The sequence below is a fragment of the Candidatus Nitrotoga sp. M5 genome (assembly GCF_927904885.1).
GTDB lineage: Bacteria > Pseudomonadota > Gammaproteobacteria > Burkholderiales > Gallionellaceae > Nitrotoga.
In genome coordinates this window covers 33,666-50,260 of the sequence record NZ_CAKMNW010000010.1, presented here as the reverse complement: position 1 = coordinate 50,260, position 16,595 = coordinate 33,666, and the positions used below count along the sequence as shown (strand labels likewise).

The following is a 16,595-nucleotide window of genomic DNA, read 5'->3' as shown; positions in this document are numbered from 1 at the left end:
CGTGTCAGTCTGAGATTCTGTGTGCCATCATTTCAAATAAGCGGACATGGTCGAGCTCGAGCCATACCTGGATTTCTTCTGCATAGGCGTTCGATATGTATTCGCGGATTGCCTCTGGGAACGCTGGAAGAGGAGCACGATTTGAAGCGCTGAAACGCTTGCGGTTTGGAATACCGTTTATCACAATGGCGGCGACGGCATCTCCGCGACCAAGAACGAGGAGCATTGTTTTCGATTTGGTGTCGCATGTGCCGCCGACGAACGACGCTAGGTCAAACACCGGCACCAGATTGCCGTGCAGGTTTATCAGGCCGAGTAACCAGCGGCCAGTGTTCGGCAGGCGAAAAACAGGTGGCAATTCTGAAATTTCGTTTACATGTGATTGTGGCACCAGAAACTTAATGTTGTTGACTTCAAAGCCTATCCATTCCTGGGCTGTGGTGAGGGGCGTTCTGTGCAGTTGATTGAGTCTGATGTTCATGAGTGCCCCTGCTGTGGGTGCAGGCTGCAGTGCCACGCTCGGTGCTAGCAGAAAATCAGCAGAGTCGGTCTCGTTTTGCATAGCTGTCTCATATAGAATGGATCAGTAAGAAAGTTTATAAACGTGGATATAAGGGGGTCATAATGTGATGACGAGCCTGACGATATCATCGGATGTATAAGGTTTAACTACATATCCGCTACCTCCCTGCATTAGCCCCCACACTTTGTCTGCTTTCTGATCCTTGCTGGTAACAAATACGACAGGGATATCTTTGGTCATGGGATTTTTTTTCAAAGCGCGGGTCGTGGCAAAACCATCCATATCCGGCATGTTTACGTCCATAAAGATCAAGTCCGGCTTCTCGGATTTGGTCATTTCGATCGCATCCTTGCCGTTGGTGGCGGTGACGACAAAGCGTCCTGTGCCCATAACAATTTTTTGAATATTGACAAGATCAGTATGTGAATCGTCTACGCAAAGAACTTTCTTGATTGTCATGGTTGTTTTTCCTTTAATGGGCTTGAGTTAAATATAATGCGGTAAGGGTTAGACATTTGTTGATAGGTATTTGCTGATTACTGCGTAGAGGCGATTTTCGTTGATTGGTTTAGTGAGGTAAGTATCGCAGCCAGACATGGTTGCTCGGATCTTATCGAAAGTTGAATCTTTACTCGAGAGCATTACTACAGCAGTTTTTGCGGCATCTTTCTTGGACTTGATAAGCTTGCAAACCTGATAGCCATTGATTCCTGGCATCACGACATCTAGAAAAACGCAGGTGTAGTACTTTGTTCCGGTGAGACCAACCGCCTGCTCCCCTGTCTCGGCGAAATCGACATTGAAACCAAATGGCGCGAGTTTTACGCGCATGAATTCACGCACGGTTATACTATCGTCGCAGACTAAAACCCAATTAAATGGGCGATCCGGCGGGCGCTTGGGTGTCAAGCTGTGATTTGCAGATACTGCCTTCAGCGATGCTGTATTTAATATTTTTTGAGGAACCATCGATGAATCTGGGGATGGTTGGGTAGGTATTGCGGTCATCGGTTGAGTTTTCGCGAAGGACGCTGCTATTCGAGTTGCAGGCTCTGGTTTGGCCATATGGCTTGGCGTGTTAATTCCTACAGCGAGGTCGAATGCTTTAAATAGTTTGGTCCATTGAAGTGGTCGTGGCAGAGTTGTGCACGAGATTCCGTGATCGGTATCGCCGACCAGGATCGCAGGCCGAGTGTTTATGGTATTTTTTTGACGAAAATTCGCTATCGCACTCGCGTCTTCAGCATCAACGAGAAAAACATCCGGAGCCGAACTCATTGTCTGCATAAACTCGACAAATTTAGGTGTGCGACGCGCGGATAAACTGAAAATACTTTTTAATATAATTCGTTCAGTCTGGCTGAAGCCATGGACATCGACGGTATATTGTGGTTTTGCCGGAGGCGTAGTTGTGGATGCTTCCATCATCATAGATTTCCGATCAAACCTGATGAAATTAAATATTCAACAACCGCGTCGGCACTGTCAAAGCGTGCTGCGGCCGATTTAGCCATCATGCGATTCAGGATAGGTTGAAAGCGCTCAAGGCCTACGGGAAAAATGGGTACTGGGAGGTTGACGTGTTGGTAAAGAATCGCCTCTACGGAGCTTCCTTTGTATGGTGGCCATCCTGTCAACATTTCGTAAAACATGGATCCCGTGCTGTACAGATCCGTCCGTTCATCGACTGCTAGATCCAACGCCTGTTCAGGTGCGATGTAGAACGGCGAGCCCATGATTTCACCAGGGCGAGTAGGTAACCTGCTCGCGTCGGAATGTTCCGCAATTCCAAAATCGGCGAGTGCGAGTGAGCCGTCACTGCGAATCATCACATTATCGGGCTTCATGTCGCAATGAATGATACCCATTGCGTGAATTGCGGAAAGTCCACCCAGAATTTGCAGCAATGAGGCGATTGCGACTTGAGGCGTGGGATGTTCTGCAATAAGACTCCGTAAATCTCCGCCGGGAAAAAACTCCATGGAGATATAAGCATGGGTAGAAGTGAAACCCTGATGATAGATGCGTGCGATATTGGGGTGATCAATTTGCGATATCAGTGCGAATTCATGCAGAAAACGCTGCAAGGTGTTGTCGCTGTCGTTGTCGATCGCTGTCGTTGGAATAAGTTTTAGCACTTGCTGAGTATGAGTGACGATTTCCTCTGCGAGAAAAACGGCAGACATTCCACCCTGTCCCAGCTTCCGTAGTAAGCGATACCCTTCCACTTCGATCGATTCATTTTGAGGCGTTGCCTCGAATTTATTTTCGGCGCTTGCAAAATTATTTTGAATAGAGCCTGTCTGCTTTCGTGCTAATTCGAGTGTTGCCGTATTTACTGCTACAGATTTGCCCAGCTTCTCGTAGAAAGCGCTATCAGTGTGAACGCTTGCAGTGCGCGGGTAGAATCCTATAACCTCTGTGGCCTGAATTGGTAACGTTTTTCCCTTCATGTTTACTGTGCTGGCACGACCGAACCGAAAACGGTCGCCAGCTATATTTGCGCAGCCGCGGCTCGTCGCTATGCTCCAACCGAGGACTTTGGTCATCGTTTGCAAACGTGCAGCAATATTTACCGTATCGCCGATTACGGTGGTTACGATTGCGGTGCTACTGCCCATATTGCAGATAATCACGTTACCTGAATGTATACCTACACCAACGGCGAAATCAGGGAATTCCCGATCTGGGAAGCGTTGTGCGATCCAATCACGGAAGGAGGTGGCGGCGAGTACTATCAAGAGCGCTACTTTAATTGCCCGCTCGGCGTGATCGGCTGGTTGTTCCTCTCTGGAATCAAACATTGCTACCATTCCATCGTCGAGGAATCTCACCACCCACCCACGCTGCTGACGGACTGGCTCATACGCGCGATCAAAGAATGTATTCAAAAATTCAATAAGTTCTTCGGCGTGAAGCTGGTCCGCGAACATAGTGAAGTTACGAATATCGACGAAGAGCACTGAACCACTGACCGTTACCTGGGCCGCAGGAGTGAGAATGCCGTTGTTTGACAGATCACCACCTCGAAAGCTGGCATTGGCGCACTGATTTGTTCGATATATCAGTGGACTATCGCAGATCGGAGCAAATTCGGTGGTATCTTCAGTTATTATTTTATGCATGGTTTGAGTCTGCTTCAGATGCTGGGAAACGGCATCAGGCAACACGATTGGACTTATTCCTGATGATGTAATCATTTGTCTACACCAAAATATAAGCGCTTGTGGATAGATGAGAAAAACTCAAAACTGTTGGTGACTAAGTTCATGGTCTGCATTCTTAATGCTTGAGTGATCATGGCAATGCCGTTTCGATTTGCCGTATGCTGCAAGGCACTATGAGCCGCTACTAGTGGATATTAGCGGAGTAATTTATGAAAACTTTAGTTCAACTTAGAGCTTGTTTATTGACCATTAATTGGTAAAGGCACCAGCTTTAGCTGGTGCCTTTACGGTTTCAACACTATAAGTTTCATAATTATGTTCACTGAATATTGTTTTTGCGGTGTTCACTACGGTTTTCTCACTAGGGGACGTTAAGTTGTTCGGTGAGCAAAAAACGTGGCGGCACTTTGAGTCTGCATTGAGATGTTTATCCATAATTCAATTAGCGGTTGATATTGCGTGATGAGCTGTAAGAAATGTTACGTTAAGATAGTGGTGGTACTGCAAATTGAGAATGCATGTCGCTGGGGTCTCACTCAGTCCGAAAGTTTGGTATGGGTAATCATCGGTAAGTCATTGGTGAAGCAAGTGGGAGAGCGGTATCATGAAGACATCGGAATAATTGGTAAGATTGCCTGAGTGCGACAAGTTTGCGTAAATAAAATAGTGTGTTCCTATTATTTAGGACACATTGCATTACAGTTTTGCGACTATATGAATAGTATTTGTCGGCATGAATTGACTCGAGTATTGACATATTGTCACGCTTAGAATTTTGAATATATATAGCTACCCTAATATGGATATTGAACAGGCGTTAGAAATCGTTAGTCAGACTCACCCAGGTGTTGCGCGAACGCAAAACGAAGATAGCGTGGTTTATGACGAATCGTGTGGGTTAGCGGTGTTAGCCGATGGTATGGGTGGGCACAATGCTGGTGAAATTGCTAGCAGCATTACAGTTTCACTGATAACGACCGAAATAAAACATAGCCTGAAAAACATGCGCCCTGAAGACCGTGGTGAAGGTGGTGAAGATGTTGGAGTGATGCTGTTGCGAGAAAAATTGCAAAAAGCTAACACTGCTATTTACAATGCGTCGCTGAGCCAGCCGCAATGCGCTGGCATGGGTACAACGGTGGTGGCTGGGCTGTTTTACGATAACCGTTTAGCGGTTGCCCATGTAGGTGATTCACGTATGTACCGACTGCGCGGTGAAATATTTGAGCCAATTACTCGTGATCATTCGCTGTTGCAGGAGCAAATCGACAAGGGCATGCTAAGTCCAAAAAATGCGCGTTTATCCAAGAATAAAAATCTGATTACGCGCGCGGTCGGTGTAGATCCAGTGGTCGAGGCGGAAATTCATGTTCATGCGGTACAAGTGGGCGATATTTATCTACTATGCTCGGACGGTTTGAACGATATGGTCGAAGACGATGAGATCGGTGCAGCGTTGCAGATGCTGCGAGCCAATCTACCGTTGCTGGCGAGACAGTTGATTGAAATGGCAAACGATAATGGCGGGCGTGACAATGTTTCAGTGATACTTATTAAAATTAACAGTGAGTTTGCCGTGCCGCGCGGCTGGCTCTCGAAAATGCTGTCCTGGTTCAAGCGTTAAATAAGGGAGGGGGATGATATGGCGGCAAAACTGATATTAAGCATGAATGGCGGGGTGTTACGGGAATATGCTCTGGATAAGGAGCGCATGACGATAGGGCGTAAACCGCATTGCGACATCGTTATCGATAACCTTGCTGTTAGCGGTGAGCACGCTGCGATAGTCACGATACTGAATGATTCCTTTCTGGAAGATTTAGATAGCACCAATGGGACCTCGGTAAATGGAACGGCAATTAAGAGGCATTTTTTGCAAAATAATGATGTGATCGAAATTGGAAAATATATACTTAAGTATCTGAACGATCAAAAGATTCAGTCTACTGCGGCAGATTTTGAGAAAACAATGGTATTTCGTAAGTCTGCACGTATCGCCACCCCCTCGCTGAAAGCTGATCCGTATGAGATGACAGGAAAGGTAATGTCTACGGAGCAGCCACAATTAGCACTCGCCGAGAAAGTATCTGATTCGCAACAAAAAATTGGTGTAATACAAATACTGATTGGACCTAATGCAGGAAAAGAGCTTGAATTAGTGAAGAGCCTGACTACCGTAGGAAAAGCTGGATTGCAAGTCGTAGTCTTTACGCGTCGTCCGAGTGGTTATTTCATCACCCATGTGGAAGGTGCCAGTTATCCCAACCGTAATGGCAAGCCGCTGGACGATCAACCGTGCCAGCTTAATGAGCATGACATTATTGAGTTGGCAGGCGTCAAAATGGAGTTTTATCTCAAAAGTTGAGGGCCTGTTTCAGTGTAGTCTTTATGTGGCACAAGCCGCTAAACTAAACTATTCCATTATTGAACCCACTTTCTTCAATTCATGGCACCGCTAAAAACCAATTGTCATCACAATACTGCGCAACTTGAAGAATAATCACTTACATCTCAACTGTACGCTGCATTAAATTTTTTAAATCACGCCTTACCTTGCCCGGGAAATTGAATGTTTAGAGGTGCATGGGAGAGTTTAGCTAAATGCTGCTATCTTGATAGTAACTAAGTAACGCAACCTCACCATGCAGCAAGCCTCATTTGAAGTTATCAGGGAGAAGTGGATGGATAATTCACCAGAACTACGGATAGAACGACGGGCAAATGCTAGTTATATTGAGGCACAACTGGCATTCACAAAAAATCTTAATGCCGTTATAAGCAATATTCATAATCACGTCATAAGCAAGATTGATGCTGCATACGATTTCGATGAAATTATGCTGGAAGTTAGCAAGGATATCTGCACGATATTCAATGCTGATCGGATCACTATTTATTCGCTGGATAAAGACAAGTCTACGCTGATCTCAAAAATAAAAACTGGGGCAAATTCATTCAAGGGCCTCAAGCTGCGCATTACTGAGCAGAGTCTTGCTGGTTATGTGGCGCTAAATAAAAAAATACTTAATCTCTCGGATGTATACGACGCGAACGAGCTAGCTTCGCATAGTGTCAATCTCCGATTCCTGCAAGACGTGGATCAGCGCACGGGATATCGAACCAAGCAAGCCCTTGTGGTGCCTATACTCGACCCAGATAGCATAAATTTGGCGGGTGTCATTCAGGTCCTCAATAATAAAATAGACCAACCTTTTTCGAGGATGCAAGTAGATGGGATATTGGAGCTAGCGCAGAGCTTGGCAGTGGCGCTGCGCCAGAGTCAGCAGCCTACTGCTAAAACCAAGTACGATTATTTGGTTTATGACGCAGTGTTATCTGCCGACGAATTAGATCTGGCACTGTCCACAGCACGGCGCAAAAAAGTTGGCATTGAGGATGTATTGCTTGACGAATTTCAAGTTAAGCCGGCCTCGCTTGGTAATGCACTCGAACTCTTCTTCGGTGTGTCTTATGAACCGTTCAAGCCTGATCGCATCAGGCCGACCGAGTTACTCAAAAATCTAAAACGGGAGTATGTAGAAAGCAGCCAGTGGGTGCCGATAGATGAGATTAAAGAAGGATTGGTGATACTTACCACTGATCCGGAGCGGATACAAACCTCACGCGTGGTGAACAACGTTTTTTCGAAGAGCCGACTGGTTTTCAGGGTTTGTTCTCAGCGGGAGTTTACTGCAACTCTCAACTTGCTCTTTGGCGGAGGAGGTGGGGTTGGTGGTAAACCCGGTAGCTTGGAGGTGGACAACACTTCAATGGATGAGATGCTGTCCGCTATGGGAGGAGATGAAGAAGAGTTAGATGAGATTAACCAGGAGGAGGTCAGCGAGGCAGCAGACAATGAGCTTGTCAAGCTGGTTAACAAAATCATTATAGATGCTCACAGAATGGGCGCTTCCGACATCCATATCGAACCCTCTCCAGGCAGAGGCAAAACCGTGATTCGTTTGCGCAAGGATGGCTCTCTACTACCCTATATCGAAGTGCCAGCGTCATTCCGTAACTCACTTGTTACGCGTATAAAAATAATGTGCGACCTTGATATTTCAGAGAAGCGTAAGCCACAGGACGGTAAGATTAAATTCAATAAATATGGCCCTTTAGATATTGAGCTGCGAGTTGCTACTATTCCCTCTCAGGGCGGCATGGAAGACATCGTGATGCGTATTTTGGCTGCCGGTGAGCCGATCAGGCTCAACGAACTGGGCCTGTCAGCACGTAACTATGAAACCTTGAAAACGGTGATCAGCAAACCTTACGGCTTGTTTTTTGTATGCGGCCCGACCGGATCCGGTAAAACGACTACGTTACATTCCGTGCTTGGCCATATTAATAAGCCTGAGACGAAAATCTGGACTGCAGAAGATCCAGTAGAAATTACACAAAAGGGTCTGCGACAGGTACAGATTAACAAAAAGGCTGGTATGGATTTCGCCACCATCATGCGGGCTTTTTTGCGCGCCGACCCAGACGTAATCATGGTGGGCGAAATGCGCGACAAGGAAACGGTTTCCATCGGCATAGAAGCCTCTCTTACCGGTCATTTGGTGTTCGCCACACTGCACACCAATAGCGCGCCGGAGTCCGTCGTACGATTATTGGATATGGGCATGGATCCATTTAATTTTGCAGATGCACTGCTTGGTGTTCTGGCGCAACGCTTGGCCAAACGTTTGTGCAATAAATGCAAAAAACCTCATACCGCCACTCAAGATGAGCTCAAATTATTACTAGCTGAATATTCGACAGAGCTTATGGATTGTGCATCCTGGAAAAAGGATGTCAATACTGCTTACAAGGCACTGTATGCTGAATGGGTCAAACTGTTCGCTGATGAAATGGGGAGATTTACCTTGTTTGAACCGGTTGGCTGTGAGTATTGCTCCGGCACAGGCTATCGCGGACGGGTAGGGTTGCATGAGTTGATGGTGGGCACTGACCTGATAAAAAAGAATATTCAGGAACACGCCCGAGTCACGGAAATGTACGCCAACGCACTCAACGATGGTATGCGCACCTTGAGGCAAGATGGCATTGAAAAAGTTTTATCCGGTATCACCGATATACATCAGGTGCGTGTCGTCTGCATGAAGTAATAGCTGTTTAAAAAATTATCTTCTTTCATTAGATTAACTCACAAATTTAGTGCTGATAAAGCTCTGATTAGTCAAGGGGCTGATAGTAGATTGCTTGATTTTTGTGACATTGTTACTTATGTATAAACCAGAGTGACGCAAACCGTCACTTACCTGACGTAAATTGGCATTTCCCATCAATGCGAAGTATTAACGTCACTTTCGAGAATGCCCGCAAACCCAGCCCAGTCAGGAAAAGCTGAAATAATTTTGACTTGGCATGAATCATGCTTATTGTAAGCTGCACACCCTGTGTACCGAATATTCAACTCTTAAAGGAGTCTCAGTAATGAAACAAATGCAAAAAGGTTTTACCCTGATTGAATTAATGATCGTGGTCGCGATAATCGGCATTCTGGCTGCGGTAGCGATTCCGGCCTATCAGGATTACGTAGTTAAAGCAAAGCTTTCAAAAGTCGCATCTGCTGTGGATCCAATTAAGCTGGCTATTGCCATGTTTGCCCAGGAAAATGGTTCTGCACCTGCTGGTGCTAGTGCTTGGAGCTCCCTTGGGTTGGGTACCGGTCCAACACCTACCTTAGAGGTTGCAAGTTATGCTGTGACGGCTGGAACGGGTGCGATCGTAGCTACTCTCTGCGCTTCTTGTATTAAGGCGACAACAATCGATGGAAAAACAATTACTTGGACTCCAACATTTGGAGGGACAGCTACAACGTGGGCACTTCAATCAAGTAGCACTGATCCAGTTCTAACGAACGTCATTTCAAAGTGGTAGTGCCATGAAATAAAATAACATTTTCTCTCACCAAGATTTTAAATGGTAGCGTTGATGGTTTTATGAAGGCCCGCGTTCTGCAATGGATCGCGGGTTTTTTTTCGTAAATGGTTGACATTACATCGGTGTGCTCAATGAATTTTTTTAACAAATTTCTTTACCCACTTGACCAAATCAAAGCGCTGATTTTGGTGATGGTGGTTATTGCGGTGTATGTCCCATTTTTGAATAATCCCCTGATATTCGATGATGTTCCATTTTTTGATGCAACTATAGATCATTACGCCAATACGCTGTTTCGATTTGATTTACGCTGGTTTCCCTATACGACGTTTGGTTTTACCTGGGTATTTTTCGGAGAGGATCCCCTTGTTTTTCGTATACAGAATTTATTGCTGCATAGTGTAAATGTGTTGTTGCTATTGCTGGTGTTGCGGATGTGGATCAAGCTATTTATCACTGATGTGGAAAAAGAACATATCGTGAATTGGGGCGCATGGTTGGGGGCGCTGATATTCGCATGTCACCCGCTCGCGGTTTATGGAGTAGGCTATCTGATACAGCGCAGCATTCTGATGGCGACATTATTCACATTGGTAATGCAATTAGCCTATCTTCGCGGCCTGCTGGAGGGTGATAAACGCTTTATGGTGTTAGCTGTTATGGCATATTTTCTGGCATTATTCAGCAAGGAACACAGCTTGATGGCTCCGGCCATTTTACTACCTTTAACAATGGCGATTCGTGCCCAGAATAAACTTTCGTTACGTGTCCTGCTGACGACTTGGCTAGGATTCGCATTGGTTGGGCTGTTTGTGGTGTTGCGTATAAAAGGTATATTTGGTGTGCCTTATGAGAAGGATGCCGCAGCATTATTTGGGGAACAAGCGCTGCTTCAGGGAACTTCATCACTGCACTTGTTAAGCGTATTGACACAGGCGGGGCTTTTTTTCAAATACTGCTTGTTAATGCTTGTGCCAAATCCCGCGTGGATGTCGCTGGATATGCGCGAGCCATTTATACTCACCTGGAAAGAGTGGACTAGTTGGATCGGTCTGCTTGCGTTTGTTGCTTATGGAGCATTTGCGCTGGTTATTTTGCTGCGCGGTGGACGTGGTGCTTTGTTGGGATTGGCATTGTTATATCCGTGGTGCTACTTTTTGGTGGAGTTTTCAAGCATACGCGTTCAGGAAATTTTTGTGCTGTATCGCAGCTATTTATGGTTGCCTGGCTATATGTTGTTATTGCCTTTAATGCTTAGTTCACTTCCCAGCAGAAAAATCATGTTGGTCGGCGCATTAGTGGTATTACTATTAGCGCCGCTGGCATGGAATCGATTATGGGTGTTTGCAGATAATTACCGTCTGTGGGATGACGCAGTGGGCTTGCTACAGGGTGAAGACCGCCTCGGTTCCCATCGCACCTATTACATTCGCGGACATGCTTCGGCTGCGGTTAAAAATTGGGATGCGGCCATTGCCGATTATAAAAAATCGCTATCAATTAACTCAACCTATCCAGAGGTAAATATTGCTTTGGCTTCTGCATATTCAAATTTAGGACAGAATCTGAAAGCGCTTGCAGAATTTGATAAAGCGATTGCTGGTAACCCGGAAATCGCCAGTGCTTATTATGGTAAAAGCTTCGTTTTAAAAAATTTACGTGACATGGCGGGATCAATACAGCAAATGAAAAAAAGCTGCCAGTTAGGGCTACAACAAGCTTGCGTTATCGTGGCAGTGAGTCAGCAGCAGCAACAAAAAATTATTTCACCATAAGCAATAGCTTTTCACGCCGAATAACCTGTCAATTATTTTTTGCATGCGCCGCCGCGATCTCCTTGAACTGTTTCAGTTCACTTTCAATGATCGATAACTCGTGAAAATCCGTTCCTGATTTCTTGGCCAATTCCAGTTGTTCAATTGCACTGTGCAAGTTGCCACGCAGAATGTAAGTGTAGGCCAGCATGTGGTGCTCTTTTTGTCGCTTGCCCAAGGCCGCGTAATTACGCGCCAGTAGTTCATGCAGACGTAGGTCATTGGGATGCGTCATGATTTGTTCGTTGAGCAGTTTGAGCGCATCTTCAAATCGCTTGGTTTCCATCAGCAGCTCGGCATAGTCATAGACTAGTGCTCGGTGCTGGGGAAAGCTTTGAGTAGTGCTGCGGTAGAATGCAACTATGCCGTCGTTATTCTTGCTTGCACGTCTGATTTGTCCTGCCAGCGTTGCGATCATCGGGTTTCGCGATGTCAGAGTTTCCAACGGGGCAAATTCCTGCGTGGCGCGTGCGACTTGTCCGGAGCGCAACAGTGCCATTGCCAAACCGTAACGTTTGGCGGTTTGATTACCATATTTTTGTTCCCCAAGTGCGCTTTGGAAGAAATTGACTGCTTCCTGTGTATTTTTCTGCATGGCCCGCAGTTTGGCGCGCACTAGCTGGAAGTTGAGGCTGTCGGCAACCAGACGATAGGGAATTTGTTGTACGCGGTTCGCGACATCGGCGATGCGGTCACTTGTGACTGGGTGAGTACGTAAGTACGATGGCGCGTTGTTGTCTAGCAGACGTGTGGATTTTTGCAGGCGTTCGAAAAAGATAGGCATGGCGTAAGGATCGAAGCCTGCTTTTTGCAGCGTGGTGAGGCCGATGCGGTCCGCTTCTTTTTCATGCGTGCGGGTAAAGTTCAGTTGCCGTTGGATGGAGCTGGCCTGCATTCCGACCATCGCCGCCTGAGAGGCTTGCGGGTTACTGCGCGCAGCCAGGATGGCCACTGCAAGGGCAGCTATGGCGGTGATTGAGTCAACTTTCTGGCCTGCTACCATACGTGCCAGGTGATGCTGGGTGACGTGGGCGATTTCGTGGCCAAGTACTGATGCGAGTTCGGATTCGCTTTGTGACATGAGTATCAGCCCAGTGTTTACGCCAATGAAGCCGCCGGGCAACGCAAAAGCGTTAATGCTGTTGTCGTTGATGGCAAAGAACTCAAATTCCTGTCCTGGTTCGTTGCTGTTGGCAACCAGTTGATATCCAATCTGGTTAAGGTAATCATTGATTTCAGCATCATCAAGATAGTCTTTATCGGAGCGGATTTCAAACATACTTTGTACGCCGATTTGTCGCTCCTGTTGCGGTGACATAGCCTCCTGCGATGTGTCGCCCAAGTCGGGCAAGCCGTCAGCGCGGCACAACAGCGACCATGTATAGAGCACGATGTATAACAAATTTTTCATGACAATATGATACCTGCTTTGCCCAGTGGTTCCCAAGCTTGAAGTGCAGAGTTTAAGATCAAGTTAGGATGGAGTGCCTGTGATTATTTATTAGCAAGGTATAATGAACATCAGCATTGGCTTTATGTAATTTGTTGTGGATTATCCTTCGATAAATATAAAGATATACAACAAGAAATAATCAGCTAAAAAATCGTTCATCCTTTGACTTGCTCTCAATGAACAGATTTTTTATTGTTCAATTGATCAATGTGATTGCGAAATATTGAAAATCGTCATCATATCCAAGCGGCAGTAAAACTGTTCGCTTCTTACACCTTGCATTGTGCATGCGGAGCTTGCTTAGTTCAGGATAGACGGATTGACTTTTCCTACAAGGGGTTGAACGTTGATTGCCCACTCTGAGTTTACATAAAGCTTTTTATAACATGCATTTTTTCAATAATTATTGCGAGAGTCCTTTTAAACATTGAAAAAATATTTAATTGAAACGACTATGAACATAAACAAAACAGAATTGCACTCTAAGATAAATGAGAGTTTTACGTATGCTTCAGATTTTACCTCAGCGCCGGGATTTGCTGAGTCGGTCAAAGTGCAGAGTGGTGTTACGTATCGGGCGCAAGTAAGTGCGTTACCAGTGACATGAGCACAATAGAATTCGATGTCGAATTGGATGCTCGTCAGTTGAGCTGTCCTTTGCCTATTTTGCGTACCAAAAAAATGCTGTCGCAGATGCAGGGTGGGCAGGTACTGAAAGTGGTTGCTACAGACAAAAAATCACCGGATGACTTCACTGATTTTTGCAAACAAACTGGGAATGATTTGCTGTCTGTAGCACAGCAGGGTGACGAATTCATCTTTTACGTGCTTCGCCGGCAGGTTTAACCAAGTTTGTCGAGTTGCGCCTGTAATTGGGTCAATGTAATAGTGAAGTCGTCCATACGCCTGCGTTCTTGTTCTACCACTTTTTGCGGGGCGCGCGCAACGAAACTGGTATTACCGAGCTTGCCTTTTGCCTTGGAAATTTCACCTGCAAGGCGAGCAATTTCCTTGTCCAGGCGTTCACACTCTGCTTCCACATCAATTTCGATTTCCAGCATCAACTTGAAGTTGCCGACAATGGCGACTGGCGCATCGGTGTTAGGTAACTCATGAGCCAGGCTAACCCCGCTTAGCTTGCCCAGTGCTTGCAAGTAAGGCGCGAAGTTGCGCAAAATAGCTGCGTCGCCACTCACAATCAATGGCACTCTCTGTGCCGGGGACAAATTCATCTCGCTGCGCAGCTTGCGGCAAGAAGTGACCATTTCCTGTAGCAGGCTGATTTGTTGAATGGAAATTTTGTCAATTAGCTTGGAGTTGGCTTGGGGATAGGGTTGCAGCATAATGCTGTCGCCCTGTTTTCCAGCTAGGGGCGCAACTTTCTGCCACAACTCTTCAGAGATGAAAGGGATGATAGGGTGTGCCAGGCGCAGTATGGTTTCCAGAGCGCGCACCAGTGTGCGTCGCGTAGCGCGATGCCGTGCGGCATTTGAAGCCACTTTTTCTGCTTCAAGAGAGGGGGCGGATTGAGGGTTGAGTTGCACCTTGGCTAATTCCAGATACCAATCACAGTAGGTGTCCCACACTAATTCATGCAGCGTGCGAGCCGCCATGTCGAAGCGGTAGTGGTCGAAGTGATCCGCCATTTCTGCTTCTGCCTGTTGCAAACGACCGATCAACCATTTGTCTGCCGCACTGTATTTTACCGGTAATGATTCATCCAGTCCGACATCCTGGTCTTCGCAATTCATTAGTACGAAACGCGTGGCATTCCATAGTTTGTTACAGAAATTTCGGTAACCTTCACAGCGTTGCAGGTCAAATTTTATGTCGCGTCCATGCGAAGCAAGGCTGGCGAAGGTGAAGCGCATTGCATCTGTACCAAAGGCTGGTATGCCGTCCGGAAAATGTTTGCGTGTCTGTTTTTCGATACTTTCTGCCTGCTTGGGGTTCATCAGATTTTGAGTTCGTTTGGCCACCAAATCTTCAAGCGAGATTCCTTCAATGAGATCTAGAGGGTCTAGCACATTCCCCTTGGACTTGCTCATTTTTTGTCCCTCAGCGTCACGGATCAGGCCATGCACATACACTTCGCGAAATGGCACTTTGTCAGTGAAGTGTAGCGACATCATCACCATACGCGCCACCCAAAAGAATATGATGTCGAAGCCGGTAACCAGGACCGAGGTCGGCAGGAAAGTTTTAAGTTCTTGAGTGTTGTGTGGCCAGCCCAGTGTTGAAAACGGCCACAATGCGGAGGAGAACCAAGTATCGAGCACGTCTTCGTCCTGGCGCAGTTTTGCATTGCCCGCTTGCTTGCGGGCGTCCTCTTCGTTGCGCGCGACAAATATATTACCCTGGTCGTCATGCCAAGCTGGGATGCGATGTCCCCACCACAGTTGTCGTGAGATGCACCAGTCCTGAATGTTGGTTAGCCACTGATTGTAGGTGTTGGTCCAGTTCTCCGGCACGAATTTAATTTCGCCATCCGCTACCGCTTTCAGACCGCGCTGCGCTAAGCCCTCCATTTTTACGAACCACTGGTCAGTGAGCATCGGTTCAATTACCGCATGGCTACGGTCTCCGCGTGGCACCATCAGTTTGTGCGGCTTGGTATCTACAAGCAGTTTTTGAGTGGATAAATCGGAAAGGATTTTCTTGCGTGCGTCGAAACGATCCAGCCCTTGATAGACGGCAGGAGCATGTTCGTTAATTTTAGCATCCAGTGTAAATATGTTAATCGGTGTAAGGCTGTGCCGCTGTCCTACTATGTAGTCGTTGAAATCATGCGCGGGCGTGATTTTTACACAGCCAGTGCCGAACGCTGGATCGACATATTCATCGGCAATAATGGGAATAGTGCGGTTGCACAGCGGCAGTTGCAGTCGCTTGCCGATCAGGTGCTGGTAACGCGTATCTTCAGGATGCACTGCCACAGCAACGTCGCCAAGCAGCGTTTCAGGGCGTGTGGTGGCGACAATTAACGCGCCCACACCGGATTCCAGTGGGTAAGCGATATGCCACATGAAACCGTCTTCTTCCTGTGATACTACTTCCAGATCGGACACTGCTGTACCCAGTACCGGGTCCCAGTTCACTAATCGCTTACCACGATAGATTAAACCTTGCTCATAGAGTTTGACGAATACTTCGGTAACAGCTTCGGACAGACCTTCGTCCATGGTAAATCGTTCTCGCGACCAATCACATGAAGTGCCGAGGCGGCGCATCTGACGTGTGATAGTAGAGCCGGACTCCTCCTTCCATTCCCACACGCGCTCAATAAATTTTTCGCGGCCAAGGTCGTGGCGTTTAATTTTTTTTGCGTCCAGCTGACGTTCTACCACGATTTGTGTGGCAATCCCGGCGTGGTCAGTGCCAGGCTGCCATAACGTGTTGTCTCCACGCATGCGGTGATAGCGAGTGAGCGCGTCCATAAGTGTGTTCTGGAAGGCGTGTCCCATGTGCAGAGTGCCGGTCACATTGGGTGGCGGCAGCATGATGGCGTAAGCAGGCTTGTTGCTTTCTAACTTAGCCTGAAAATAACCAGCGTTTTCCCAAATTGGGTACCAACGCGCCTCGATTGTTTGCGGTTCAAAGCTTTTTGTGAGTTCCATGTTGATAGTATTTGATTTAAGTCTGTCAGTTGCAGTGGCAATGGGCGTGATTATAACGGATGGAGGTGATACTGGCGGTGTGGATATGTGTGCTTGGATTAAATCTGGCAGATTTGATTTAGCTTGGTTCCA

At 46.7% G+C, this 16,595-nt stretch carries 13 protein-coding genes; 7 read left to right on the top strand and 6 right to left on the bottom strand.

Translation table 11 applies throughout. The features are described 5' to 3' along the window. Positions 1-4: 4 nt before the first annotated feature. From MJ770_RS04090 to MJ770_RS04075, 4 genes are read right to left on the bottom strand one after another with little or no spacing between them, the layout of a single operon-like run. Complete coding sequence (locus MJ770_RS04090; RefSeq protein WP_239250331.1) at positions 5-562, bottom strand: chemotaxis protein CheW; 558 nt, start codon at positions 560-562, stop codon at positions 5-7. A gap of 57 nt (positions 563-619) precedes the next feature. Beyond that, positions 620-982: a response regulator gene (locus tag MJ770_RS04085; protein WP_239250330.1), complete on the bottom strand. Its 363-nt coding sequence runs from the start codon at positions 980-982 to the stop codon at positions 620-622. A gap of 48 nt (positions 983-1,030) precedes the next feature. Beyond that, positions 1,031-1,954, bottom strand: coding sequence for a response regulator (locus MJ770_RS04080; RefSeq protein WP_239250329.1), 924 nt, complete (start codon positions 1,952-1,954; stop codon positions 1,031-1,033). Next, positions 1,951-3,723 carry a protein kinase domain-containing protein gene (locus MJ770_RS04075; protein WP_239250328.1) on the bottom strand — a complete coding sequence of 591 codons (1,773 nt, stop codon included), beginning with the start codon at positions 3,721-3,723 and terminating at the stop codon, positions 1,951-1,953. The genes MJ770_RS04080 and MJ770_RS04075 overlap by 4 nt, the downstream gene beginning before the upstream one ends. A gap of 429 nt (positions 3,724-4,152) precedes the next feature. Between MJ770_RS04075 and MJ770_RS04070 the strand changes: the two genes are divergently transcribed. From MJ770_RS04070 to MJ770_RS04040, 6 genes are all read left to right on the top strand, one after another. Beyond that, the gene (locus MJ770_RS04070) at positions 4,153-4,329 is read left to right on the top strand and encodes a hypothetical protein (RefSeq protein WP_239250327.1); all 177 of its coding nucleotides are present in this window, start codon (positions 4,153-4,155) and stop codon (positions 4,327-4,329) included. A gap of 160 nt (positions 4,330-4,489) precedes the next feature. Next, positions 4,490-5,314 carry a Stp1/IreP family PP2C-type Ser/Thr phosphatase gene (locus MJ770_RS04065; protein WP_239250326.1) on the top strand — a complete coding sequence of 275 codons (825 nt, stop codon included), beginning with the start codon at positions 4,490-4,492 and terminating at the stop codon, positions 5,312-5,314. Between the two features lie 18 nt (positions 5,315-5,332). Continuing rightward, positions 5,333-6,055, top strand: coding sequence for an FHA domain-containing protein (locus MJ770_RS04060; RefSeq protein WP_239250325.1), 723 nt, complete (start codon positions 5,333-5,335; stop codon positions 6,053-6,055). Between the two features lie 316 nt (positions 6,056-6,371). Next, positions 6,372-8,801, top strand: coding sequence for a GspE/PulE family protein (locus MJ770_RS04055; RefSeq protein ID WP_239250324.1), 2,430 nt, complete (start codon positions 6,372-6,374; stop codon positions 8,799-8,801). A gap of 328 nt (positions 8,802-9,129) precedes the next feature. Next, entirely contained in the window at positions 9,130-9,576 is a 447-nt protein-coding gene (locus MJ770_RS04045) for a pilin (protein ID WP_305855774.1), read from the top strand. Between the two features lie 134 nt (positions 9,577-9,710). After that, positions 9,711-11,354 carry a tetratricopeptide repeat protein gene (locus MJ770_RS04040; RefSeq protein WP_239250323.1) on the top strand — a complete coding sequence of 548 codons (1,644 nt, stop codon included), beginning with the start codon at positions 9,711-9,713 and terminating at the stop codon, positions 11,352-11,354. A gap of 28 nt (positions 11,355-11,382) precedes the next feature. Here the strand turns inward: MJ770_RS04040 and MJ770_RS04035 are convergent, their stop codons facing one another. After that, entirely contained in the window at positions 11,383-12,804 is a 1,422-nt protein-coding gene (locus MJ770_RS04035; RefSeq protein WP_239250322.1) for a M48 family metalloprotease, read from the bottom strand. 645 nt (positions 12,805-13,449) lie between these two features. Here MJ770_RS04035 and MJ770_RS04030 point away from each other — a divergent pair. Continuing rightward, entirely contained in the window at positions 13,450-13,692 is a 243-nt protein-coding gene (locus tag MJ770_RS04030; RefSeq protein ID WP_445083121.1) for a sulfurtransferase TusA family protein, read from the top strand. Here MJ770_RS04030 and MJ770_RS04025 read toward each other — a convergent pair. Continuing rightward, on the bottom strand, positions 13,689-16,463 hold the full coding sequence (locus tag MJ770_RS04025; protein ID WP_239250376.1) for a valine--tRNA ligase: 2,775 nt from the start codon (positions 16,461-16,463) through the stop codon (positions 13,689-13,691). The two genes, MJ770_RS04030 and MJ770_RS04025, sit on opposite strands and share 4 nt — an antisense overlap. Positions 16,464-16,595: the final 132 nt, after the last annotated feature.